The organism is Streptomyces sp. NPDC041713 (assembly GCF_055591085.1).
Genome location: NZ_JBVIZY010000010.1, coordinates 49111 through 72302, shown reverse-complemented (window position 1 = coordinate 72302; position 23192 = coordinate 49111). Strand labels below are relative to the sequence as shown.

Here is a 23192-nt window from a genome sequence, read left to right as displayed (position 1 = left end):
GGCAGACGCGATCCCCGGTCAGAGCCAGAACTCGATCGCCAGCTCGAGAAGGGTGCCGAAGGCGATCAGGCCGCCCGCGACGCCGGCGATGAGGGCGGTTCTCGCGGTGGCCGGCCTGCGTTCGCGCCAGCCCAGCTCCTCGGCCGCGCCCCGGATCAGGCGGTGGCCGTCGGACGACGAGAAGGAGAAGCGGGTGCCGTCCGGCGATGTGCCCCAGGTCCGGTATCTGCTGCGGCCGATCTCCACCTTGAGGCCCTGCCCGGCGAGCGAGCCGCGCTGCCGGGTGCGGACCACGTCCGTCAGGGTGAACGTGCCTTCCCGCGCGAGGAGTTCGACGCGGTACGTGTGCAGCACCTGCTCGCGGCGGGTCGCCTGCGGGACGTCCACGACGAGGTCGAAGCCGCGCTCCGTGCGCCGCAGGCGGTACGCCGAGCCGGCGGTCGCGGCGGCCAGCCGGGCGTACAACGCCTCGGAGTCACCGCCCGCGCGGGGTGTGTTCATCCGATCGCTTCCCTTCTCGTCCGGCTCAGCAGGTCGGCAGGCCCGGCAGCGGCTTGTCGTTGTCGCCGCCTTTGAGGTAGACGTCGCTCACGAAAACGTTGGTGTTGCCGCTGTCGTCGTCCGTCTTGGCCCACCAGACGTTGGTCCACCGCCCGTACGTCTCGCGGCGGCCCAGGTTCTGCTGGCAGTAGAAGTAGTTGGCACCCTTGTTGAGGGTGCCGACCTGCGCGCCGCCCGCCGTGTACGACGACGCGGTGCGCCACACGTCGCAGTTGTACTTGCCGCCACCTGCCGGATGACAGACGGGAGCCGGTGCGGAATCGCCGCCGCCCGACGGCCCGCCCGAACCGCCCTTCGTCGGCTTGGAGGTGGGGTCGGGGCGTGCGCCGGACGGGTCGCCGTCCTTGCCCTTCCCCTTCTTCCCGTCCTCGCCTTTCGCCGCGTCGGACGAGTCCTTGTCGGCTGCGTCCTTCGCGCCGTCGGCGCGTTTCCCGTCGGGCTTGCGGGACTTCCCGTCCCCCTGCTGCGAGGGCTTGGGGCGCTTCGAGCCGCCGCCGAGCGGGCCGCGGCTGTCGTCGTCATCGGACGAGCCCGCGCGCCCCGGCGCCGCCGTGTCCTGCCGGGCCTGACTGCCGCCATCATCCTTGGCGTTGAGGACGGCGACGGTGACTCCGGTCGCCGCGAGGACGACGGCCACCGCGGCGGCGACCGGCACCGCGCGGCTCCGGCGCGGGCGGCTGCGGGTGGCCCGGGTCTCGGCACGGCTGGGCGACGCGGACGCCGGCGCGGGCCCGGCCGACATCTGGTGTTGTACGTGTTGTACGTAGGGTTCGGGGGCCTGCGGCACGGGGCTCGCCATCTGCCCGGACCCGGGCAGCCCTTGTCCGTATCCCGCTCCCGCTCCCGTTGCCGCTCCCGTTCCCGCGAGTGGCGGTCCGAAGCCCGGCGGGGGCGCGCTGGGAATGCTGCGTTCCGTGGTCGCGTACGGCGCCGCCGCCGACGCCACCCCGGCGAGCAGCCGCCCCGCCGCGTCCGCGTCCGGGCGCGTCTGCGGGTCCTTGTGCATGAGCTGCTGCAGTACGGGCGTCAGCGGCCCCGCACGCCGGGGCTCGGGCAGCGGGTCGGCCACGATCGCGGTGAGCGTGGACCACGTCGACGTACGGCGGAAGGGCGATGCGCCCTCGACCGCGGCGTACAGCGTGGCGCCGAGCGCCCAGACGTCGGAGGCGGGGCCCGGATCGTGGCCCTGGGCGCGCTCGGGCGCCAAGTAGTCCAGGGAGCCGACCAGTTCACCGCTGCGGGTGAGGTGCGTGGCCGAGCCGTCGCCCGGGTCGTCCATCGTGGCGATGCCGAAGTCGGTGAGGACGACGCGGCCCCCGGCCTCCAGAAGGATGTTGCCCGGCTTCACGTCGCGGTGCAGGACGCCCACCCGGTGCGCGGCGGCCAGGGCCTCCATGACCTTGGCGCCGATGGCGGCGGCCTCGCGGGGATCGAGCGTGCCGCGGTCGCGCAACACATCGTCCAGCGAGGGGCCGTCCACGAGTTCCATGACGATGAGGGGGCGCCCGTCGACCTCCGTCACGTCGTGCACCGCGACGACGCCGGCGTGCCGCACGCGGGCGGCCGCGCGCGCCTCGCGCTGCATCCGCAGACGCAGATCGGCCAGTTCGGGGCCTGCCGCGTCCGTGTAGGTGCGCAGCTCCTTGACCGCGACCTCGCGGTGCAGCACCTCGTCGACGGCGCGCCACACGACCCCCATGCCGCCGCGCCCCAGTTGTGCCACAACGCGATAGCGCCCGGCGAGGAGTCTGCCGACCCCGTCCGTCTGTTCCTGGTCCCCCGAATGCACCGCTGCCCCGTTCCTGCGACACCACGTTCCGTGGCGTACAGAGTACGGGGCAGCTGTGACAGGCAGGGACCGCTGTTACGTGCCTGACACCGGCAGGCCGTCCGGCTACTTGCCCGAGACGGTGAGGTCGCCGCGGCGCGGGCCCGAGAAGCCCTGCAGACGGGCGAGGGTGAGGCCGGTGAGGCGGGTCACCTCGCCGGCGTCGAGGGCGCCGCAGTCCAGGCCGCGCAGCAGGTAGCCGGCGAGGGCCTTGGCGGTGGCGGGCTCGTCGGCCACGCCGCCGCCCTCGTGGTGACCGGCGTAGGCGGCCAGGCGTGCGGCGGCCGCCTCGAAGCCCTCGCGGTAGAACGCGAACACGGCGGCGTAGCGGGTGGGGATGTGGCCGGGGTGCATGTCCCAGCCCTGGTAGTACGCGCGGGCCAGGGCGCGCCGGGTGAGGCCGTAGTGCAGCCGCCAGGCGTCGTGGACCTGCTCGGTGGTGCCGACGGGCAGCACGTTGGTGGAGCCGTCGGAGACGCGGACCCCGGTGCCGGCGGCGGCGACCTGCATGACGGCCTTGGCGTGGTCGGCGGCCGGGTGGTCGCTGGCCTGGTAGGCGGCGCTGACGTGCAGGCAGGCGCTGTAGTCGAAGGTGCCGTAGTGCAGGCCGGTGGCGCGGCCCTCGGCGGCCTGGATCATCCGGGCGACGGCGGCGGTGCCGTCGGTGGCCATGATGGACTGGCTGGTCTCGATCTGGATCTCGAAGCCGATGCGCCCGCGCTCCAGGCCGCGCGCCTTCTCGAACTCCTCCAGGAGCCGCACCATCGCGGTGACCTGCTCGGGGTACGTCACCTTGGGCAGCGTCAGGGCGAGGCCGTCGGGCAGGCCGCCGGCCTCCATGAGGCCGGACAGGAAGATGTCGAGGGTGCGGATGCCGCGGTCGCGTACCGCCTCCTCCATGCACTTCATGCGGATGCCCATGTACGGGGCGGCGGTGCCGTTCTTGTACGCCTCGGCGACGAGCCGGGCCGCGCGGGCGGCGTCCTGGTCCTCGTCGGTGCCCTTGTAGCCGTCCTCGAAGTCGATGCGCAGGTCCTCGACCGGCTCGCGCTCCAGCTTGGCGCGCACGCGCGTGTAGACGTCGTCGGCGAGCGCGCCGTCCAGGCCGAGGACGGCGGCGAAGGCGGCCGCGTCGGGGGCGTGCTCGTCGAGCATCTCCAGGGCCTTGTCGCCCCAGGTGCGCAGGGAGTCCGCGGTGAACTGCTCACCGGGCACGTACACGGTGTGGACGGGCTGGCGGGTGCCTGGGTCTCCCGGGTAGAGGCGCTCCAGCTTCGCGTCGACGGAGGCGAGGGAAGCGCTGATGCCCTCGCTGACCGTGCCGGCGAGGCTCGTTGCCACCTTCTCTTGCTGACCCATTCCTGCATCCTCCACACGCTCGGTGCCGCGCCCGGCATTTCCGCTCCACGGAATCAACAATCCGTATAGCGAAGTTATCCGTGACCTTCGTGCAGGTCAACACCCTCCCGTGTCCTGCATCCGTACCCGACCTCGCGGCTTCACGCGTGTCCCGGGCCGCGCGGGGCGCCGACGCCGACAAGGTGGCCCCATCCTCCCCGCGTGCCCCGGTGCCCTCCTCACGCGGGTCCGAAGCCAAGGAGACCGCGTGCCGATGCCGATCGACTCCCCCTTCACGCGCCGTTCCGGACTGCGCGCGCTCGCCGCGGGCGCGGCCCTCCCGCTGTTCGGCTCGGCGCTGTCGGCGACCCCCGCGCACGCCGCCCCCGCGCCGGAGGCGGCCCGGCTGGAGGTCATGTCGTTCAACCTGCGCTTCGCCAGCAGCAAGCCGCCGCACACCTGGGCCGAGCGCCGCCCGGTGACGCGCGAGTTGCTGCTGCGCGCCAAGCCGCACGTCATCGGCTCCCAGGAGGGCCTGTACTTCCAGCTGCAGGACATCGAGGCCGATCTCGGCGCCGACTACGACTGGGTCGGAACCGGGGTCGGGGGCGGCAGCCGCGACGAGTTCATGGCCGTCTTTTATGACAACCGCCGCTTGTTCCCGCTCGAATACGAACACTTCTGGCTCTCGGACACGCCGTACACCATCGCCTCGAACACCTGGGGCGCCAACTCGCCCCGTATGGCCACCTGGGTGCGCTTCCTCGACCTGGTCACCAACACCCAGTTGTACGTCCTCAACACGCACCTCGACCACGTCAGCCAGAACGCGCGCGAGCGCTCGGCGACCCTCATGGCCGAGCGCATCGCCCTGATGAAGACGAGCACGCCGCTCATCGTGACGGGCGACTTCAACGCGACGGCGCACGACAACGCCGTGTACACCACGATGCTGGGCGCCGGCCTCGTCGACACCTGGGACGCCGCGAAGGAACGCGGGCCGGCGTACGGCACGTTCGGCGGCTACAAGCCGCCCGTCGTGGGGGCCGGGCGCATCGACTGGATCCTGACCAGGCCGACGGCGCAGGTGCACTCGGCCTCGGTGAACACGTTCACGCTCGGCGGGCAGTACCCGAGCGACCACCTGCCGATCCAGGCGACGCTGACGCTCTGACGCACTTGGGCGCCGTCCGACGCACCGAGGCCCCCGTTCCGCGCGGTGCGGGACGAGGGCCTCGGTGACCGACGGGGTCAGCCCTTGCGGGTCTTGACCTCTTCGGTGAGCGCGGGGACGACCTCGAAGAGGTCGCCGACCACGCCGTAGTCGACCAGGTCGAAGATCGGGGCCTCGGCGTCCTTGTTGATGGCCACGATCGTCTTCGAGGTCTGCATGCCCGCGCGGTGCTGGATCGCACCGGAGATGCCGGAGGCGATGTACAGCTGCGGGGAGACCGACTTGCCGGTCTGGCCCACCTGGTTGGAGTGCGGGTACCAGCCGGCGTCGACCGCGGCGCGCGAGGCGCCGACGGCGGCACCGAGCGAGTCGGCGAGCGCCTCGATGATCGCGAAGTTCTCGGCGCCGTTGACGCCGCGGCCGCCGGAGACCACGATCGCGGCCTCGGTCAGCTCGGGGCGGCCCGTCGACTCGCGCGGGGTGCGCGAGACGACCTTGGTGCCGGTGGACTTCTCGGAGAACGAGACGGTGAGGGCCTCGACGGTGCCCGCGGCCGGGGCGGCCTCCACGGCGGCCGAGTTCGGCTTGACCGTGATGACCGGGGTGCCCTTGGAGACCCGGGACTTGGTGGTGTACGAGGCGGCGAACGCGGACTGCGTGGCCACCGGACCCTCGTCGCCGGCCTCGAGGTCGACGGCGTCGGTGATGATGCCGGAGCCGATGCGGACGGCGAGGCGGCCCGCGATCTCCTTGGCCTCGGCGGACGACGGGACGAGCACGGCGGCCGGGGACACGGCCTCGTACGCGGCCTGCAGCGCGTCCACCTTCGGTACGACGAGGTAGTCGGAGAACTCGGGGGCGTCGGCGGTGAGGACCTTGACCGCGCCGTGCTCGGCGAGCGTGGCGGCGGTGGCCTCGGCGCCGGTGCCGAGGGCGACGGCGACAGGCTCGCCGATGCGGCGGGCCAGGGTCAGCAGCTCCAGGGTGGGCTTGCGGACGGCGCCGTCCACGTGGTCGACGTAGACGAGAACTTCAGCCATGGGACTTCAATCTCCTGCGATTACAAGAAGTTGGGGCGGTTGAGGGGGTGACTGAAGCTCAGATGAACTTCTGGCCCGCGAGGTACTCAGCCAGCTGCTTGCCGCCCTCGCCCTCGTCCTTGACGATCGTGCCGGCCGTGCGGGCCGGACGCTCGGCGGCGGAGTCGACCTTGGTCCAGGCACCCTCGAGGCCGACCTCTTCGGCCTCCAGGTCCAGGTCGTCCAGGTCGAGCGACTCCACCGGCTTCTTCTTGGCGGCCATGATGCCCTTGAAGGACGGGTAGCGGGCCTCGCCCGACTGGTCCGTCACGGACACGACGGCCGGCAGGGAGGCCTCGAGCTGCTCGCTGGCGGCGTCGCCGTCACGGCGGCCCTTGACGGTGCCGTCCTCGACGGAGACCTCGGAGAGCAGCGTGACCTGCGGGACGCCCAGGCGCTCGGCGAGGATCGCCGGCAGCACGCCCATGGTGCCGTCGGTCGAGGCCATGCCGGTGATGACCAGGTCGTAGCCGGTCTTCTCGATGGCCTTGGCGAGCACCAGCGAGGTGCCCATCACGTCGGTGCCGTGCAGGTCGTCGTCCTCGACGTGGACGGCCTTGTCGGCGCCCATGGAGAGCGCCTTGCGCAGCGCGTCCTTGGCGTCCTCGGGGCCGACGGTCAGCACGGTGATCTCCGCGTCGTCCGCCTCGTCGGCGATCTGCAGCGCCTGCTCGACCGCGTACTCGTCGAGCTCCGAAAGGAGGCCGTCGACGTCGTCGCGGTCGACGGTCAGGTCATCGGCGAAGTGCCGGTCGCCGGTGGCGTCGGGCACGTACTTCACACAGACAACGATCCTCAAGCTCACGCCGGCTCTCCTACTGCATCGTCTTTACTGGGCTGCTGCCTTGGCTTATGGCTACTGCCTTCTTGCAGCAGCATAGGCGCCTGAAGCGGCGGATCCCGGTCGGGGCGGCCCGCGCTCCGACCGAAATATTACTCATGAGTACACCCAGTTCATTCCCGCTGAGCAAGCGCTTTGAACTGTGACGTTCCCAACGCTCCGTGAGCGCCCGAGAGCCGCCCCCACCGGGAACTTTCAGTCGCGCAGCGCGTTGAAGCGGCCCTGGTGGTACAGGAGCGGGCGCCCCTCGCCCGCGCGGTCGCCGACGACCGCCTCCGCCAGGACGATGCGGTGATCTCCCGCGGGTACGCGCGCGACGATCCGGCAGACCAGCCAGGCGAGCGCACCGTCCAGCACGGGCACCCCTTCCGGCCCCTCGCGCCACTGGGTGGCCGGGCCGAAGCGGTCGGCTCCGCTGCGCGCGAACGTGGCCGCGAGCTCCTGCTGGTGCTCGCCGAGTATGTGCACGCCGACGTGGGTGGCCTCGGAGACCGCGGGCCAGCTGGAGGAGCCGGTGCCGATGCCGAAGGAGACCACCGGGGGCGTGGCGGAGACCGAGGTGAGCGAGGTGGCGGTGAAGCCGACGGGGCGCGCGCCCTGGGCGGCGGTGATCACCGCGACACCCGCCGCGTGCTGCCGGAAGACCGAGCGCAGCAGGTCGGGGGTGGCGAGCTGGGGTGTGCCGAGGGCCGTCGATGCCGTCATGGAGTTGTCCTTCTGCCGGAGGTACGAGCGAAGACGTCGGTGCTCAGCGGCGCGGACAGCGCGCGCTGGCGTGGCGGGCGAGGTCCACGTGGACGCGCTCGTACAGAAGGAGGTCCCGAGGCATGACAGCAGGCTCCCGACAGATGCCACACGCGGTCAAGTCCTTTCCGGGAGATGAAAGATGCGTCACGCCCCACGGGCCCCGCCACCCCCGGTGACCTGCGGGTCGAGCGGTCATACCGCCGCGCCGAGCGCGGCGATCACATCGGCCTTGCGGGGCTGTCCGGCGGCGCGGCGCACCTCGTGTCCCGCGGCGTCCAGGACGAGCACGGTGGGGGTCTTCACCACGCGCAGTTCGCGGACGAGGTCGAGCCGGGCCTCGGCGTCGATCTCGACGTGGGCCACGCCGGGGACCAGTGCGGCCACGTCCGCGAGGACTCTGCGCGTCGCCCGGCAAGGCTGGCAGAAGGCGCTGGAGAACTGCACGAGCGTCGCCCGCTCCCCCAGTGGCTCGCCGATGTCGCTCGCGCCGAGCCGCCGCCCGCCGTCGCCTCCTGGCACGTCCTTGCCTCCCGCCCCGAGGGCCCGGTTTCCGATCATTCCCCTGTACAGCACGGGTGGGCCCGCAAACATTCCTACGTGACGAGAATCTCCCGGATCTGCGGCACCAAGGCTGGTCAGCCGTCCGTTCTTGGGGCACGATCTGCGCAACGCCGAAAAACCTACGGCTGCGTAACCTCCCGCCGGGAGCCCCCTCCCCAGGCAGAAACGAAGGGCCCTCCCCACCCATGGCAGAGCTTGTCTACCGTCCGGTCATCGGTGCCGCGAAAACCCTGTTCAAGGCATGGGACCTGAAGATCGACTGCAAAGGGTCGGAGAACATCCCACGCTCCGGCGGCGCGGTCCTCGTCAGCAACCACATCAGCTATCTCGACTTCATCTTCGACGGTCTCGCCGCCCTGCCGCAGAAGCGCCTGGTCCGCTTCATGGCGAAGGACTCGGTGTTCCGGCACAAGATCTCCGGACCGCTGATGCGCGGGATGAAGCACATCCCCGTCGACCGCGCGCAGGGCGAGACGGCGTACGCGCACGCGCTCGACTCGCTGCGCTCCGGGGAGATCATCGGCGTCTTTCCCGAGGCGACGATCTCGCAGTCGTTCACCCTGAAGACCTTCAAGTCGGGCGCCGCGCGGCTGGCCCAGGAGGCCGGGGTGCCGCTGATCCCGATGGCCCTGTGGGGAACCCAGCGGCTGTGGACCAAGGGCCACCCGCGCAACTTCCGGCGCAGCCACCTGCCGATCACGATCCGCGTGGGCGAGCCGGTGGAGGCCCCCAAGGACCAGTACGCGGGCGCGATCACCCGGCGGCTGCGCGAGCGCTGCCAGGAACTGCTCGAGGCCGCCCAGCGCGCCTATCCGGTGCGCCCCAAGGGCCCGGACGACACGTGGTGGATGCCGGCCCACCTCGGCGGGACCGCGCCGACCCCGGCCGAGGTGAAGGCCGCAGAGGCGACCTGACTACTCCGGCGCGCGGACGTTGATCCGTGCGCCGGGGCTGAACTTCGCCAGGAGCTCGGCGAGTTCGGCGCCCGCGGCCTCCAGGCCGGCGTCCGGACCCATGCCCTCCAGCAGGAAGACCGCGTTCACCGACTCCTCGGTGAGAGCGGTGCGCGGGCCCTGGCGCCAGTTCCAGCGCCGGCAGGTGACGCCCTTGCCGTCGCACCACACGACCTCGCCCGCGCCGGGGTTCTCGACGACCCGCTCGCCCCCCGCGGTGGTCACGAACTCCTCGTCGCCGGTGGCCCGCACCAGCCGCATGCCGCCCTCGATCCGGTCCAGGTCCTCGCCGCCCACCGGGATCAGGTGGGCCACGCTGATCGCGTTGTAGAGGTCGACCAGGACGTTGATCCGGGGCAGCCCCCCGTCGGCGAGGGCCCGCTTGGCCAGCGCCTCGGCGGAGTTGCGGGTGCGCGAGGGCTTCGCGCCGAACGCGCTGTAGGCGGCGCGCCACGCGACCATGTGCGGGTCCTCGTGCGGGGCACGCCCGTCGAGGCGTGCGGCGAGGCGGCGGGCCGCGTCGTCGAGGAGCGCCGAAGTGTCGTCGGTGCTGGGGCCGTTGACGAGCCCGTGGGCCTCGATGGCGACGTGGGTGAAGCCTGGCGCGAGGGCGCGCACCTCGTCGGAGACGGTGAGCGCGAGGGGTTCGGAGGACGGAAGGGTCATCGGATGCCTTGCTGCGTCGGGGCTGCTCAGAGCGCGTCGGGAAGGTTCTCCCACAGATGCGGCCGGTCCGGGGCGTCCTTCAGGGCGCGCAGGACCGCCGGATGCGGTGCAGCAAAGAGTACGGGATGGTCCATCTCACTGTCCTTGGCGTCCGGGACGAAGGCCAACCGCTCGCCGCTCAGGGAGAACTGGGCGTCGACGCCCGGTTTGTTGCCGCGGCAGTCCTGCCGGTGCCACGCGCCGTTGAAGCGCACGGCGACCAGGCCGTGCAGACAGTGCCCGGTGCCCGCGTCGTGGGTCAGCCGCTGGTAGCAGAGCGCGGTGGGGATGTCCTCGGCCCGCAGGAGCGCCGCGAGGGCGTGCGCCTTGGCGTGACAGATGCCGGTGCGCTTCGCCAGCACGTCCGAGGCCCGCCAGGTGACGCGCGGATCGCCGCTGTCCGCGGAGTGCGGGATGCCGTCGCGCACGAATTCGTAGGCGGCCTGGGCGTATACGTATGAATCAGCGGCGTGCTCCGCGAGGCGCGCGGAGGTCTCGCGCACGAGCGGGTGATGGTGGTCGATGACCTCATCGGCCGCCAAGTACGCCAAGAGGTCAGGGTTTTCCTGGATCAGCTGCATGGCACGGGAGCATAGAAATACGGCCGACCGTACGTCAATGACTTTCCGGTCGACCGTATATCTATGCAGTCAACGCGCCATCTCCTCCTTGAGCGCCGCGAGGAAGCCGTCGACGTCCTCCTCGCGGGTGTCGAACGCGCACATCCAGCGGACGTCACCCGCCGCCTCGTCCCAGAAGTAGAAGCGGTAGCGCTTCTGCAGGCGCTCGCTCACGTCGTGCGGCAGCCGTGCGAAGACGGCGTTGGCCTGCACGGGGTAGAGGATCTCCACGCCGTGCACCGACCGGACGCCCTCCGCGAGGCGCTGCGCCATCTCGTTGGCGTGCCGGGCGTTGCGCAGCCACAGGTCCTTGCCGAGCAGGGCCTCCAACTGCACCGATACGAAGCGCATCTTGGAGGCGAGCTGCATGGACATCTTGCGCAGGTGCTTCATGTGGCGGACGGCGTCCTGGTTGATGACCACCACCGCCTCGCCGAACAGCGCGCCGTTCTTGGTGCCGCCCAGCGAGAGGATGTCGACGCCCACCGCGTTCGTGAACGTCCGCATGGGGACGTCGAGCGCGGCCGCGGCGTTGGCTATCCGGGAGCCGTCGAGGTGCACCTTCATGCCCAGCTGGTGGGCGTGGTCGCAGATCGCGCGGATCTCGTCGGGCGTGTAGAGCGTGCCCAGCTCGGTGTTCTGCGCGATCGAGACGACCTGCGGCATCGCGCGGTGCTCGTCGTCCCAGCCGAACGCCTGCTTGTCGATCAGCTCGGGGGTGAGCTTGCCGTCCGGCGTGGGCACGGTCAGCAGCTTGATGCCGGCCATGCGCTCGGGGGCGCCGCCCTCGTCCACGTTGATGTGCGCGGACTCGGCGCAGATCACCGCGCCCCAGCGGTCGGCGACCGCCTGGAGCGCCACGACGTTCGCGCCCGTGCCGTTGAAGACCGGGAAGGCCTCGGCGGTGGGACCGAAGTGGCCGCGGATCACCTGCTGGAGGTGGGCCGTGTAGTCGTCCTCGCCGTACGCGATCTGGTGGCCGCCGTTGGCGAGCGCGAGGGCGGCCAGCACCTCCGGGTGGGCGCCCGCGTAGTTGTCGCTCGCGAAGCCGCGGACGTCGGGGTCGTGATGCCGCCGGGCGTCGGTCTTCGGAGGGTTCACGGCTTCTCGGTCAGCCACAGGCGGTTTCCGTTCACTTCCCCGGCGGGCCGCTCCCAGACGCCGGCGATGGCCTCGGCCAGCTCCTTGACGTCCGTGAAGCCCGCGAACTTCGCGTTGGGCCGCTCCGCGCGCATCGCGTCGTGCACCAACGCCTTGACCACCAGGATCGCAGCCGCCGCCCGCGGCCCGTCCTCGCCCCCCGCCTTGCGGAAGGCGTCCGCGAGGGCGAGTGTCCAGGCCTCGGCCGCCGCCTTGGAGGCGGAGTACGCCGCGTTGCCCGCGGTCGGCTTGCTGGCGCCCGCCGCGCTGATCAGCAGATAGCGGCCGCGGTCGCTGCGCCGCAGGCCGTCCTCGAAGGCGAGGGAGGTGTGCTGCACGGTGCGGATCAGGAGCTTTTCGAGCAGGTCCCAGTCGGCGAGGTCGGTCTCGGCGAAGCTCTTGCTGCCGCGCCAGCCGCCGACGAGGTGGACCAGGCCGTCGATCCGCCCGAACTCCTTCTCCGTGCGCGTGGCCCACTCGCGGGTCGCGTCCAGGTCCAGCAGGTCGACCGTGTCACCGATCACGGTCGCGCCGCCGTGCGCGTACCGCGCGGCGTCCACCGCTTCGGCGAGGCGTCCGGCGTCGGCGTCCGAGGCCACGACGGTGGCGCCCGCCTCGGCCAGCCTGAGCAGTGTGGCCTGTCCCGCGGGCCCGGCCGCGCCGGCCACCGCGATCACGGCTCCATCGAGTGCGGACATGGTCCTCGCCTCCTCCTGGCGGCCGCTCACGCGGCGACCTTCTCGGCGTCCGAGGAAGCAGTGATCCCCTTCGTGGAGGCGATCACGTTCTTGAGCTTCTTGGAGAGCGCCTCATAGAACATGCTGAGCGGAAACTCGTCGGGAAGCACCTCGTCGACGAGCTTGCGCGGCGGAAGCGAGGTGTCCAGGGCGTCCGGGCCCTTGGCCCAGCGCGATCCGGGGTGCGGGGCGAGGTAGCGGGAGACCAGGTCGTACGCCGCGAACCAGTGGACCAGCTTCGGGCGGTCGATGCCGGCCCGGTAGAGGTCCTCGATCTCGCCGCACAGCTGGTTGGTGACCAGCGGGGCGCGCTCCCAGTCGATCCGGAGCTGGTTGTCGGTCCAGCGGACCACGTCGTGCTTGTGCAGGTAGGCGAAGAGGAGCTGGCCGCCGAGGCCGTCGTAGTTCTTGACGCGGTCGCCGGTGACCGGGAAGCGGAACATCCGGTCGAAGAGCACGGCGTACTGCACGTCGCGCGCCTGCGGGACGCCCTCGGCCTCCAGCTTCACGGCCTCCTTGAAGGCGGTGAGGTCGCAGCGCAGCTCCTCCAGGCCGTACATCCAGAACGGCTGGCGCTGCTTGATCATGAACGGGTCGAACGGCAGGTCGCCGTGGCTGTGGGTGCGGTCGTGGACCATGTCCCACAGGACGAACGCCTGCTGGCAGCGGTCCTGATCGCCGACCATCTCGCGGATGTCGTCGGGCAGTTCGAGCCCGAGGAGGCCGACGGCGGCCTCGGTGACGCGGCGGAAGCGGGCCGCCTCGCGGTCACAGAAGATGCCGCCCCAGGAGAAACGCTCGGGGGCCTCGCGCACGGCGATGGTCTCGGGGAAGAGGACGGCCGAGTTCGTGTCGTACCCGGCGGTGAAGTCCTCGAAGGTGATGCCGCAGAAGAGCGGGTTGTCGTAGCGCGTGCGCTCCAGCTCGGCCAGCCACTCGGGCCAGACCATGCGCAGCACGACCGCCTCGAGGTTGCGGTCGGGGTTGCCGTTCTGCGTGTACATCGGGAAGACGACGAGGTGCTGCAGGCCGTCCTCGCGGTGCGCCGCGGGCTGGAAGGCGAGCAGCGAGTCGAGGAAGTCCGGCACCTGGAAGCCGCCGTCGGCCCAGCGGCGCAGGTCCGCGACGAGCGCCCGGTGGTACGCGGCGTCGTGCGGGAGGAGCGGGGAGAGCTCCTCGACCGCGGATATGACGCGCCCCACGGCGAGTTCGGCGGTGCCCTGCGCCGGGGCGCCGTCCGCCTCGAAGTCGATGGAACCGTCGGCCGACTGCCAGGGCCGGATGTCCTTTACGGCGCCCTTGAGCACCGGCCACGCCGGGTGGTCCACCACACGCCCTTCAGCGGAAGGAACCGCACCCTCCGTACCCGACTGCACAAGAATTTCCGTCATAACCCATCCTCCACGGGAGAACCTCGCGTCAGCACACCGTATGCGGGCGAGGTTCTCCGGGACAAGGGGGGTCCCGGGAAATCATCCTGCGCGACCCCCTGATCCACCGCTGTTTTTCCTGTGGGTCACCGTCGAGCCGATCGCTTCTGCCACATCCGTCAGCGCCCGCCCGGCGTCGGGCAGCCGCTCGGGGAAGCCGAGGAAGCCGTGGAACATCCCCGGGAAGTGGGCCAGGGCGACCTCCACCCCGGCTGCCCGCAACCGCTCCGCGTACGCAATCCCTTCGTCGCGCAGCGGGTCGCAGCCGGCGGTGACGAGGTGGGCGGGCGGCAGCCCGGTGAGGTCGGCGGCGCGCAGCGGGGAGGCGAGGGGGTGGGCGCCGTCGCCGTGGGGGCCGAGGTACTGCCGCCAGAACCAGCGCAGGTGCGCGGCGGTCAAAAAGTACCCGTGGGCGTTCTCGCGGTACGAGGCGGTGTTCTGGGCGGCGTCCAGGAGCGGGTAGAGCAGCACCTGCAGGGCGAGCGCGGGGCCGCCCGCGTCGCGCGCCCGGAGCGCCACGGCGGCGGCGAGCCCGCCCCCGCTGCTGTCTCCGGCGACGACGAGGGCGCCCGGGTCGCCGCCGAGCACGGCACTGCGGCCCGCGGCCCAGCACAGCGCCGCGTACGCGTCGTCGACGGCCGCCGGGAAGCGGTGTTCGGGAGCCAGGCGGTACGCGACGGAGACGACCGCCGCGCCCGATCGCGCGGTCAGGCGGCGGGCCGTGGCGTCGTGGGAGTCGAGGCCGCAGAGCGTGTAGCCGCCGCCGTGGAAGAAGACGACGGTCGGGCGCGGACCGGGGTGACGCCGCGGGTCCGGGAGGTAGACGCGTACGGGGATCTCGGGCGCGCCCGGCGGCCCCGGGACGGTCCGGTCCGCGACCGAGCCGACGGCGGGCCGCTCGGCCCTCCCGCGCGTCGCCGCGGCGGAGGCGGCGAGGATCCGCCGCGCCTCGGCGGCGTCGGTGACGGCGCCGCCGAGGTCGGGGAAGCCGGCGCTCAGGGCGGAGACCAGGGGGCGGGCGAGGGGGTCGAGACGGTCCGGCGCGGAGGGAGGGGGATCCGGCACGGAGGGAGTGCGAGCCTGCGCGGGGGTGCGGCGGTCCGGGCCGCTCGCCGCTTCCGATCGCATCAGGAGGAGGCCGCTTCCTGGGCCCGGAAGTACGGGATGACCTTCTCGCCCCACTGGCGCAGGGTCTCCAGGCAGGCCTCCTGCGGGACGGTGCCCATCTGGACGAGGCACATGATCTCGTCGGCGCCCGCGTCGCGCAGCCGCTCCACGTAGGCGATGGCGTCGTCCGCGGTGCCGTAGGCGTGGTCGGCGTTGAACGTGGCGGTCGAGGTGGGCCGCACCGGGATGTCGTGCTCGTGCAGCCGTGCGACGACCTGCTCGGCGGCCCTGCGCATCTCGGCGGCCTCGTCGCTGCCCTCGACGACGGCCTCGTCGGGGATGCCCGCGCCGCCGTACCAGTGCCCGATGGACTGGGCGAAGAACCGCTGCCCCCGGATGCCCACGCGCCGCGCCGTCTCCCGGTCGTCCAGCACGATGGTCGGGCAGAGCACGGAGAAGTGGTCGTTGACGGCGCTCGACACGAACCGCGCGCCGGTGCGGGCCGCGAGCGCGGTGTCGTACGCCCTGCGCATGTCGGCGATCGCATCGGGGCCCGCGAACCCCATGACCAGGGCGCCGACGCCGAGTTCGGCGGCCTGCCGCAGCGTCTCGGTGCGGCTGCACGCGAGGAAGAGCGGGGGGTGCGGGGTCTGCGCGGGGCGCGGCAGGATCGGGTGCGGGCCGATGTCGAGGAGAGCGCCGTGGTGCTCCAGCTCCTCCTTCTCCCAGGCCTTGCCGATGATCCGCAGCGCCTCTTCGACCTCCTGCGTCGTACGGTCCCTGTCGACCCCGCACAGCGACGTCTCCTGCTCTGTGCCGCCCCGGCCCGCGCCCAGGTCGAGCCGTCCGCCGGAGAGCAGGTCCAGCATGGCGGCGCGCTCGGCGACCCGCGCCGGGTGGTTGAAGTTGAACGGCATGCAGACGACGCCGTGCCCGATCCTGATGGTGCTGGTGCGCGCGGCGACCCAGGTCAGGAAGATCTCCGGCGCGCTCATGTGCGCGTACCACTTGAGCGAGTGGTGCTCCACCGCCCATATCCGGTCGAAGCCCATGGCCTCGGCGAGTACGGCCTGTTCGACGCAGTCGTGGATGAGTTGGTGCTCGCGGTCGACAGTGGGGTCGGCGAGCTGCGCCTCGAAGATGACGGAGAACTTCATGTGCCCTCCAGGGTGTGGTGCCCTCGGTGCCATGCCCGCGGTGCCTGCACGGCACGGCCTTTGTTTCGATCAGCCATATGACTAGTCGTCACATCGTCAACATGCAAGGGATCCCGCGGGGGCATTTCTCGTTGCGGCCGCTGGCCTGGAAGCGCCCGGGCAGCCTGTGGGGCCACAGGGCGGGGCATGACATCGGCAACCGGTCGCGTTACGGTCACGGAAGTGTGAAGGAGCAGGCCCCTCCTGTGGACGGAGCCGGGCACGGTCGACCGGTGTCGCCACCACTGCCGTTCACCGACGACGAGCAGGCCGGAGCAGGGTGCAGCCATGGAAGACCGTTCGATCATTCAGCCTGCGCTCTCGTCCGAAGCCGAGCAGCTGCGCGACCAGGTGACCGAGCTGCGGGTGCAGTCGCGTGCGCGCGCGAGGGTCGCGCTGGCCGAGGGCATCCTGGTCGAGCGGTACCGTCTGGCCGACGCGCAGGCCGCGTTCACGCTGCTGCGCCAGGCGTCCCAGCGGGCCAACGTCAAGCTGCACCAGCTCGCCGCCGCGGTCGCCCGCACGCCGGGGCCGGCCCCGGGAGAGCAGACCTGGATCGTCAGACAGGCCCCGCTTCCGGCCCCCGACCTGACCGTGCTCGGCGCGGGTCAGCTCGACGCGACGAACCAGGGTGAGGTCCTCGGCGCCGCGCTGCGCCGTGTGTTGTCCGTCACCGACACGGACATGGGGAACGTCCAGCTCGTCGAGGACGACATCCTGCGCATGGCGAAACACGCGGGTCTCCCCCGCCAGTTCACCGACTACTTCGCGTTCGTCGACGGGAACACCTCGTGTGCCCGGGCGGCCGCCGCCAGCCGCCAGGTCACCGTCAAAGAGGTGGCCTCGTCGGCCGGCTTCGACGACGACACCCGCCGGATCATCCTCTCCTCCGGCAGCCGCGCCTGCCACAGCGTCCCGCTGGTGGACGACCGGAACACGGTCCGCGGCGTGATCTCCTCCCACCACGCCCGCCCCCTCGCCGGCTTCTCCCAGACCCAGCTGAGGGCGCTGGACGGCACGAGTCGCGCTCTCGGCACCTGGATCAGGTGGCACCGGGAGACCGTGCTCGTCGACGCGCTGCGGGACCTGCACCGGCTCGCGCTCGCGTCCCGCGGGTAGCGACCGACGGGCGCACCGGGCTCATCGGCTTCCGGCCTTGCCGGACTGCGGGCTCACCCTGCTTCCGCGAAGGCGCCTCCCGTGGCGAAGGCCCGTTCCGCGAAGCGCTCGCCCATGCGGCGGTGCGCGGCCGCGTTCGGGTGGAGCTGGTCGGGCAGCGGCAGTTCGACGGAGTCCGCGGCGCCGTACAGCTCGCGGCCGTCGAGGTAGTACAGGTTCGGGTCGTCGGCCGAGCGCTGCTCGACGATCCGGGCCAGCTCGTCGCGGATCACGTTGAGCGTGAGCTTTCCGCTCGCCCGCTCCGCCGGGTCGCCCATGGCCTTGAACGTGAGCCTGCCCTCGCCGAAGTCGCTGAAGTCGGGCGCGCTCGGGCCGGGGGTGTCCTCGTGCATCGGGCACAGGATGGGCGAGACCACCAGGAGCGGGGCGTCGGGGTGTCCCTCGCGGATGGTGTCGAGGAAGCCGTGCACCGCCGGGGCGAAGGCGCGCAGCCGCATCACGTCGGCGTTGACCACATTGATGCCCATCTTGACGCTGATCAGGTCTGCCGGGGTGTCCCGGAGCGTGCGCGCCGTGAACGGGTCGAGCAGGGCGCTGCCGGCCAGGCCCAGGTTGATCAGCTCCACCCCGCCCAGCGTGGCGGCGAGCGCGGGCCAGGTGGTGGTGGGGCTCGCCGCGTCGGAGCCGTGGCTGATCGAACTGCCGTGGTGCAGCCAGATCTTGCGTCCCGGGTCCCGGGCCGGTTCGACGGGGGCGTCGGTGCGCAGGGCGATGAGTTCGGTGGTCTCGTTGTGCGGCAGCCAGATCTCGACGTCCTTCACGCCCTCCGGCAGCTCGGCGAAGCGGAGGGTGCAGGGCTGTCCCTCGGTGCGCTCGGTGGTGCCGGTGGTCAGGTCGATGGTCAGGACGTGGCCGCCGGTCGCGCTCAGCTGTCCGGCCGGGCGTCCGTCGACGAGCAGGTCGTAGTGGCCGTCGGGGCGCGGCGGGGCCCCCGTGTAGGAGCGCTTCGTGGGCAGCGTGTCGAGCTCGATGGTAGTGGCGCCGGTACGGAACACCAGGCGTACGCCGGAGGGCTGGGACTCGGCCATGGCCAGCTGTCCGTCGGTGTTCTGCGCGCGGGCCCACGTGGGCAGCCGGTGCGGCAGCACGCCGTGCTCGGTGCGCTCGACGTCGAGGGCGCCGCGCAGGAGGTCGGCGGTGACGGGTGTGGTGGTCCATTGCCGATCGGTGTTCGCGGTGTTCATTGCGGTGTCCATTGCCTCAACCTGTTGATCAATGTGAAGGGGTAGGTGCCGGGCGTGGGCCGACCGAGGCGGCCGGTCACGCGGCGGGCCCGTGACGAAGGGGCCCGGTCACGGGGCGGGCGAGCGCTCGGCGGAGGGGGCGGGCCAGTTGCGGAGCAGGGCGTCGAGCGCGTCGATGACGCGGATCCAGGTCTCCTGCGAGTCGGGGGCGCTGTGGCTGAACCCGCCGCCCAGTTCCAGGCTCACGTAGCCGTGGAAGACGCTGCCGAGCAGCCGGACCGCGTGCGTCTGGTCCGGTTCCGTCAGGTCGTACCCGCGCAGGATCGCCCGGGTCATCTCCGCGTGCCGGCCGCCCGCACTGGCCGCGGCCGCCTCCGGGGTGAGCCGCATCTGCGCCGCGGCGTACCGGCCGGGATGCTCGCGGGCGTAGTCACGGTAGACGTTGGCCAGCGCCGCCAGGGCGTCCTTGCCGGCGCGCCCGGCCAGCGCCTCGCTGCCCCGGTCGGCGAGTTCCGCCAGGGCGAGCAGGGCGATGCCGGTCTTGAGGTCCTGGGAGTTCTTGACGTGCGAGTAGAGGCTCGCGACCTTGACGTCGAAGCGCCGGGCGAGCGCCGACACGGTCACCTGGTCGAAGCCGACCTCGTCGGCCAGCTCCGCCCCGGCCCGGACCAGCCGCTCCGTGGTCAGTCCTACGCGCACCATGGGAACCCCTCACTCGTTCTGCTTAACAGAGTATGCATTTACCTAAAGGGTTTAGGCAAGAGGGGTTCTGGTTTAGCTTGACTGCTCGTACGGCTCCCCTGCCCCGGTCCCGATCCGCTTCTCGAACCAGTGGTGGGCGTACGGCTCGTCGTTGAAGGCGGGCACCTCCTCGAAGCCGCAGGAGTGGTAGAGGCCGATGGCCGCCGCCAGCGCCTTGTTGGTGTCGAGGCGCAGGAGATCGCGTCCGTGCCGGACGGCCAGCGCCTCCAGTTCGGTGAGGAAGCGGCGGCCGAGGCCCAGGCCGCGCGCCGCGGGCGCGACCCACATCCGCTTGATCTCCGCCGGGGAGTCGGCTGGCAGCTTGAGGCCGGCGCAGCCGAGCGCTTCGCCGTGCGCCCGGGCGACGAGGAAGAGTCCGCGCGGTGGCCGCAGGCTGCCCGCGTCGGGCAACAGGCTCTGCGCGGGGTCGAAGCCGGTGTCGAAGCGCTCCTGCAGTTCGGTGAAGTACGACCGCAGACAGCGCCGGGCGTCGGGATGGTCGGGGTCGACGGTGTCCAGCGTGACCGTCCCCGCGGTGAGCAGACGGTCGACCTCGGCCATGGCGGCGACGAGCCGGGTCCGCTGCGACGCGTTGAGCGGCTCCAGGAGCGAGCCCGCGAGCTCGTCGCTGCGCTCGTCGAGCAGGGCGCGTTCGCGGCGGCCGACGTCGGTCAGCCGTACGGTGCGGACCCTGCGGTCCCCGGGGTGCGGCTCGACCACCACCAGCCCGTCGGCCTCCAGGGCGCGCAACAGCCGGCTGACGTAACCGGAGTCGAGCCCGAGGCGCTCGCGCAGCCGTCGGACGTCGTGCCCGCGCCCGTGGCCGTGCCCATCCCCGTACCCGCGGCCGTCTTCGGTGGCCCGCTCGCCGATCTCCCACAACAGCCGGGCCTCACCGATGGGGCGGTCGCGGCCGAGATAGCGGTCGTGCAGCACCCCCACGCGTTCGGTGACGGTGCGGTTGAACCGCCGCACCTGCTCGACCTGCCCCTGCGCCTGCCCCTGCTTCTGTCCCGCCTGTGGATCCATTCTCTGACTTTAGTCAGAGAATGGATCCGGGAGCCAGTGAGCCGCCCCGGGGGCCGTCAGGGCACGGTGATGTGGCCGGGCGCGGGCAGGCGCGGGGCCGTGGCGGGTTCATGGATGTCCGCGAGCGCCATGAAGAGCAGCGCCACGGCGAGGGCGCCGGGGTCCGGAACGCCGAGGGCGTGGTCGCCGACATAGCTCGCGCGGCCGCGCCGGGGGCGCAGGGACGCGGTGGCCAGGGCGCCGCGGATGGCAGCCTGGGCGGCCTCGGTGAGCGGGGCCTCCGTCTCCGCGTCCCGCGACGCGGCCAGCGACTCGGCGGCGGGCGCGAGGGCGTCGACGAGCGTGCAGTCACCGGGGACCGCGCCGCCCACCCGGTGGATGGCGGCGTGCCCGGCGGCGGCGGCCTCCGCGAGCGCGGCGACCGAAGGGGTCCCGCCCTCGGCGGGCGAGGCGGCGGCCAAGTGCTGGAAGAAGAGCCCGAAGAGCGGGCCACTGGTGCCGCCGACGTCGTTGAGGAACGCCTCGGCGAGGGCGGTCGTACCGTCGGCTCCCGTTTCGTCGGCCAGCTTCACCGCGCGCCGGACGCCGCCGGCGAGGTTGTCGCCGAAGTCGCCGTCGCCGACGAGCTGGTCGAGCTTGGTGAGGTTGTCGCGCACCTGCGTGACGGTGAGCGCGTACCGGTCGAGCAGAGCGCGGTCGCCGGCCTTGCCGCCCGTACGGGGCGTACGTACCGGAGAGGCCGTCGCCTGCGTGGCCGTCCCCTGCGTGGCCGTCGGCGTGGTCGCCTCGGGCCGGTCCGGGGTGCGGGAGGGGCGCGGCAGGACGAGCGGGGTGCGGGTGGGGGTCGTCCACAGCTCGGCCCATCCCTCTTCGAGGCGGGTGAGGGTGAGCGAGAAGCCGGCCATGTCCAGGGCCGCGGTGAAGGTGCCGGGGACGACCAGGACCGGCCGCAGGCCCCGGGCGGTGAGCTCGTCGCCGAGCAGGACGGCGATCGCGTTGAGCTCCAGCTCGGTGGTGGCGCCGAGGCCGTTGACGAGGGCGAGCACCTCGTCGGGGCCCTCCGGCAGGGCGTCCAGGAGGTCGTCGGTCATGCGCCGGACGAGGTCGCCGGTGGCGGGGCGGGCGATGGTGCGGATGCCGCGCTCCCCGTGGATGCCGACGCCGTAGTCGAGGGTGTCCTGGTCGAGCGCGAAGGCGGGGGCCAGGGTGGTGGGCGAGGTCTGGGCGCGGGCGGCGACGGCGATGCTGCGGGACCGCTCCACGACGCGCCGGCCCAGGTCGGCGAGCTCCTCCAGGGTCGCGCCGCGGTCGGCTGCGGCGCCGAGGAGCTTCTCGACGACGACGGTGGCGGCGGTTCCCCGGCGGCCGGTGGCGCTGTCCGCGCTGTCGGTGGCCAGGTCGTCCTCGACCAGGACCGTGGCGACCGGGATTCCGTCGTGGCGCAGCCGCTCCGCCGCGATCTGGAAGTTGATGACGTCGCCGGTGTAGTTCTTCACGATGTGCAGGACGCCGTCGCGCTTGGCGGCCGCGGCGCTCGCCTCGTAGATCTGCCGGTTGTGCGGGGAGGCGAAGATCTCGCCGGGACAGACGGCGTCCAGGCCGCCGCGCCCCAGCAGCCCGGTGTGCAGGGGCTCGTGCCCGGAGCCGCCGCCCGAGACGAGGGCGACCGTGCGGGCGGGGTCGGCGTCGCGGGCCCGCAGGTAGAGGGGGCTGCTGTTCACCTCGATCAGTCCGGCGTGCGCCTGGGCCAGCCCTCGGGCGGCGGTCAGCACGGCGTCGTTCTCCGGCAGGAAGTGGCTCATCGGATCTCCGGGGTGTGCGGTTGACGAGGTGGGGCGGTGGTCGAGGCGGCTTCTCTTACGAGGGTGACAAGCGGGACTCACGAGTTCCCGAGGTCGGTACCCGGGACCCAAGGGTTCCCGAGGTCGGTACCCGGAACTCAAGAGTTCCTCCCCAGGCCGGACCCGGCACCCGGAGCCCCCTTCCGGGCCGGGCACCCGGCACGCGAGAGTTCCGACCCTGCCGGCGCGGCCGGTCGGCGGTGGCCCCGGCGCTCACCATGGCCGCCCGTCCCGGCCAAAGGTCGGCACCCCGCGGTACCGGCACTCCCGCGTTCCGGCCCACCGCCCCGTGTGCGAGGCTGACACCGTGCCCCGGCCCGGGTGGTGATCCGCGGAGGGCGCGCGGACCCTCCGTACGACAGCCCCTTCTTTGCGAGGTCTTTACAGGTGCCGGACGCGCGACGCGAGGATCTGGGACGGATGCTGCGCTCCTGGCGGATGGCGCGGGACCCGGGGTCGCTGCCCGGCCCCGTACCGTTCCGCGGCCACCGCAGCTATCTCACCCAGCTCGACATGGCGCTGCTCCTCGGTGTCTCCGAGCGTTGGTACCGCGCCCTGGAGCGGGGCGAGGACCGCGGGTACGCGCGCGAGATGATCGCCGGCATCGCCCGCATCCTGGATCTCACCCCGCGTCAGGCGGCCACGCTGCACCGCGGCACCGGCCACGAACCGCCGAGCGGGAGGACCGAGGCGGCCCGGCCCGACGCCGCGATGTTGGAGCTACTGCACGGGCTGCGCCGGGTGAGCTGGATCTGCGACCAGGCCTGGGACGTGCTCGCCGTCAACGCCGTGGCGGCGCGGCACTGTCCGTGGCTGGCGCGTGCCGACGCGAACGTCATGATCTGGGCGTTCTCCCCGGAGGCCCGGTACCAGCTGCGCGACTGGGACACCCGGTGGGCCGTCCCGCTCCTCGCCCGGCTGCGCCTCGCCTGGCAGCGCAGGCCGGACGACGAGCGGCTCGACGAGGTGGTGCGGACGGTGCGGCGCGCGCCGGGCGTCGCCGAGCTCTGGGACCGTACCGCCGACGACCGCGAGGCCGCGGACGACGGCCCGCACCCCATGTATTTCCCGCTGGTCGCGCCCGACCCGGTCGACGTGCGCGTCACGACGTACGGCCGCTACGACGACGCGGCGCTGCGCTGGCTGGTCCTGACCCCGGTGGACCCGGCCGTCACGTTCCCCTGACGTCGGGGTCCGGTCC

At 72.3% G+C, this 23192-nt stretch carries 22 protein-coding genes; 4 read left to right on the top strand and 18 right to left on the bottom strand.

Annotated elements, in window-relative coordinates:
- Window positions 1–18: 18 nt before the first annotated feature.
- The 3 genes from ACZ6CV_RS27385 to ACZ6CV_RS27375 all read right to left on the bottom strand — a co-directional run bounded on the left by ACZ6CV_RS27385 (window position 19) and on the right by ACZ6CV_RS27375 (window position 3748).
- Complete coding sequence (locus tag ACZ6CV_RS27385) at window positions 19–501, bottom strand: hypothetical protein (RefSeq protein WP_469253304.1); 483 nt, start codon at window positions 499–501, stop codon at window positions 19–21.
- Window positions 502–526: 25 nt separating this feature from the next.
- Window positions 527–2350 (bottom strand): serine/threonine-protein kinase, encoded by a 1824-nt coding sequence (locus tag ACZ6CV_RS27380; RefSeq protein ID WP_469253303.1) that lies wholly within the window; start codon window positions 2348–2350, stop codon window positions 527–529.
- A 105-nt stretch (window positions 2351–2455) separates the two neighbouring features.
- Window positions 2456–3748 (bottom strand): DUF6986 family protein, encoded by a 1293-nt coding sequence (locus ACZ6CV_RS27375; protein WP_469253302.1) that lies wholly within the window; start codon window positions 3746–3748, stop codon window positions 2456–2458.
- 253 nt (window positions 3749–4001) lie between these two features.
- Here ACZ6CV_RS27375 and ACZ6CV_RS27370 point away from each other — a divergent pair, with 253 nt between their 5' ends.
- Window positions 4002–4901 (top strand): endonuclease/exonuclease/phosphatase family protein, encoded by a 900-nt coding sequence (locus tag ACZ6CV_RS27370; RefSeq protein WP_469253301.1) that lies wholly within the window; start codon window positions 4002–4004, stop codon window positions 4899–4901.
- Between the two features lie 77 nt (window positions 4902–4978).
- Here the strand turns inward: ACZ6CV_RS27370 and ACZ6CV_RS27365 are convergent, their stop codons facing one another.
- The 4 genes from ACZ6CV_RS27365 to ACZ6CV_RS27350 form a co-directional block, all read right to left on the bottom strand.
- Window positions 4979–5941 carry an electron transfer flavoprotein subunit alpha/FixB family protein gene (locus ACZ6CV_RS27365; protein ID WP_469253300.1) on the bottom strand — a complete coding sequence of 321 codons (963 nt, stop codon included), beginning with the start codon at window positions 5939–5941 and terminating at the stop codon, window positions 4979–4981.
- 58 nt (window positions 5942–5999) lie between these two features.
- Entirely contained in the window at window positions 6000–6785 is a 786-nt protein-coding gene (locus ACZ6CV_RS27360) for an electron transfer flavoprotein subunit beta/FixA family protein (RefSeq protein ID WP_362370055.1), read from the bottom strand.
- 231 nt (window positions 6786–7016) lie between these two features.
- Complete coding sequence (locus ACZ6CV_RS27355) at window positions 7017–7526, bottom strand: flavin reductase family protein (RefSeq protein WP_469253299.1); 510 nt, start codon at window positions 7524–7526, stop codon at window positions 7017–7019.
- 234 nt (window positions 7527–7760) lie between these two features.
- Entirely contained in the window at window positions 7761–8126 is a 366-nt protein-coding gene (locus tag ACZ6CV_RS27350) for a thioredoxin family protein (protein ID WP_469253298.1), read from the bottom strand.
- 188 nt (window positions 8127–8314) lie between these two features.
- On the opposite strand from ACZ6CV_RS27350, the gene ACZ6CV_RS27345 reads away from it, so the two are divergent.
- Window positions 8315–9043, top strand: a complete 729-nt coding sequence (locus tag ACZ6CV_RS27345) for a lysophospholipid acyltransferase family protein (protein ID WP_355813075.1) — start codon at window positions 8315–8317, stop codon at window positions 9041–9043.
- Here ACZ6CV_RS27345 and ACZ6CV_RS27340 read toward each other — a convergent pair whose 3' ends face one another.
- The 7 genes from ACZ6CV_RS27340 to ACZ6CV_RS27310 all read right to left on the bottom strand — a co-directional run bounded on the left by ACZ6CV_RS27340 (window position 9044) and on the right by ACZ6CV_RS27310 (window position 15978).
- On the bottom strand, window positions 9044–9748 hold the full coding sequence (locus ACZ6CV_RS27340) for a B3/B4 domain-containing protein (protein WP_362370066.1): 705 nt from the start codon (window positions 9746–9748) through the stop codon (window positions 9044–9046).
- Between the two features lie 26 nt (window positions 9749–9774).
- Window positions 9775–10368, bottom strand: a complete 594-nt coding sequence (locus ACZ6CV_RS27335) for a transglutaminase domain-containing protein (RefSeq protein WP_469253297.1) — start codon at window positions 10366–10368, stop codon at window positions 9775–9777.
- A gap of 69 nt (window positions 10369–10437) precedes the next feature.
- Window positions 10438–11508 carry a threonine aldolase family protein gene (locus ACZ6CV_RS27330; RefSeq protein ID WP_469253296.1) on the bottom strand — a complete coding sequence of 357 codons (1071 nt, stop codon included), beginning with the start codon at window positions 11506–11508 and terminating at the stop codon, window positions 10438–10440.
- The gene (locus ACZ6CV_RS27325) at window positions 11505–12245 is read right to left on the bottom strand and encodes an SDR family NAD(P)-dependent oxidoreductase (RefSeq protein WP_469253295.1); all 741 of its coding nucleotides are present in this window, start codon (window positions 12243–12245) and stop codon (window positions 11505–11507) included. The genes ACZ6CV_RS27330 and ACZ6CV_RS27325 overlap by 4 nt, the downstream gene beginning before the upstream one ends.
- Window positions 12246–12271: 26 nt before the next feature.
- A complete protein-coding gene (locus ACZ6CV_RS27320; protein WP_469253294.1) occupies window positions 12272–13675 on the bottom strand; it encodes a DUF6421 family protein in 1404 nt (467 codons plus the stop codon).
- Between the two features lie 81 nt (window positions 13676–13756).
- A complete protein-coding gene (locus tag ACZ6CV_RS27315; protein ID WP_469253293.1) occupies window positions 13757–14779 on the bottom strand; it encodes an alpha/beta hydrolase in 1023 nt (340 codons plus the stop codon).
- Window positions 14780–14841: 62 nt separating this feature from the next.
- Window positions 14842–15978 carry an LLM class flavin-dependent oxidoreductase gene (locus tag ACZ6CV_RS27310; RefSeq protein ID WP_469253292.1) on the bottom strand — a complete coding sequence of 379 codons (1137 nt, stop codon included), beginning with the start codon at window positions 15976–15978 and terminating at the stop codon, window positions 14842–14844.
- Window positions 15979–16305: 327 nt separating this feature from the next.
- Between ACZ6CV_RS27310 and ACZ6CV_RS27305 the strand changes: the two genes are divergently transcribed.
- On the top strand, window positions 16306–17136 hold the full coding sequence (locus ACZ6CV_RS27305) for an ANTAR domain-containing protein (RefSeq protein WP_469253291.1): 831 nt from the start codon (window positions 16306–16308) through the stop codon (window positions 17134–17136).
- A 53-nt stretch (window positions 17137–17189) separates the two neighbouring features.
- Here the strand turns inward: ACZ6CV_RS27305 and ACZ6CV_RS27300 are convergent, their stop codons facing one another.
- The 4 genes from ACZ6CV_RS27300 to ACZ6CV_RS27285 all read right to left on the bottom strand — a co-directional run bounded on the left by ACZ6CV_RS27300 (window position 17190) and on the right by ACZ6CV_RS27285 (window position 21952).
- On the bottom strand, window positions 17190–18392 hold the full coding sequence (locus tag ACZ6CV_RS27300) for a GDSL-type esterase/lipase family protein (RefSeq protein ID WP_469253290.1): 1203 nt from the start codon (window positions 18390–18392) through the stop codon (window positions 17190–17192).
- A gap of 96 nt (window positions 18393–18488) precedes the next feature.
- Entirely contained in the window at window positions 18489–19082 is a 594-nt protein-coding gene (locus tag ACZ6CV_RS27295) for a TetR/AcrR family transcriptional regulator (protein WP_469253289.1), read from the bottom strand.
- A gap of 72 nt (window positions 19083–19154) precedes the next feature.
- On the bottom strand, window positions 19155–20150 hold the full coding sequence (locus tag ACZ6CV_RS27290) for a bifunctional helix-turn-helix transcriptional regulator/GNAT family N-acetyltransferase (protein WP_469253288.1): 996 nt from the start codon (window positions 20148–20150) through the stop codon (window positions 19155–19157).
- Between the two features lie 56 nt (window positions 20151–20206).
- On the bottom strand, window positions 20207–21952 hold the full coding sequence (locus tag ACZ6CV_RS27285) for a dihydroxyacetone kinase family protein (RefSeq protein ID WP_469253287.1): 1746 nt from the start codon (window positions 21950–21952) through the stop codon (window positions 20207–20209).
- Between the two features lie 426 nt (window positions 21953–22378).
- Between ACZ6CV_RS27285 and ACZ6CV_RS27280 the strand changes: the two genes are divergently transcribed.
- Complete coding sequence (locus ACZ6CV_RS27280; RefSeq protein ID WP_469253286.1) at window positions 22379–23176, top strand: helix-turn-helix domain-containing protein; 798 nt, start codon at window positions 22379–22381, stop codon at window positions 23174–23176.
- Window positions 23177–23192: the final 16 nt, after the last annotated feature.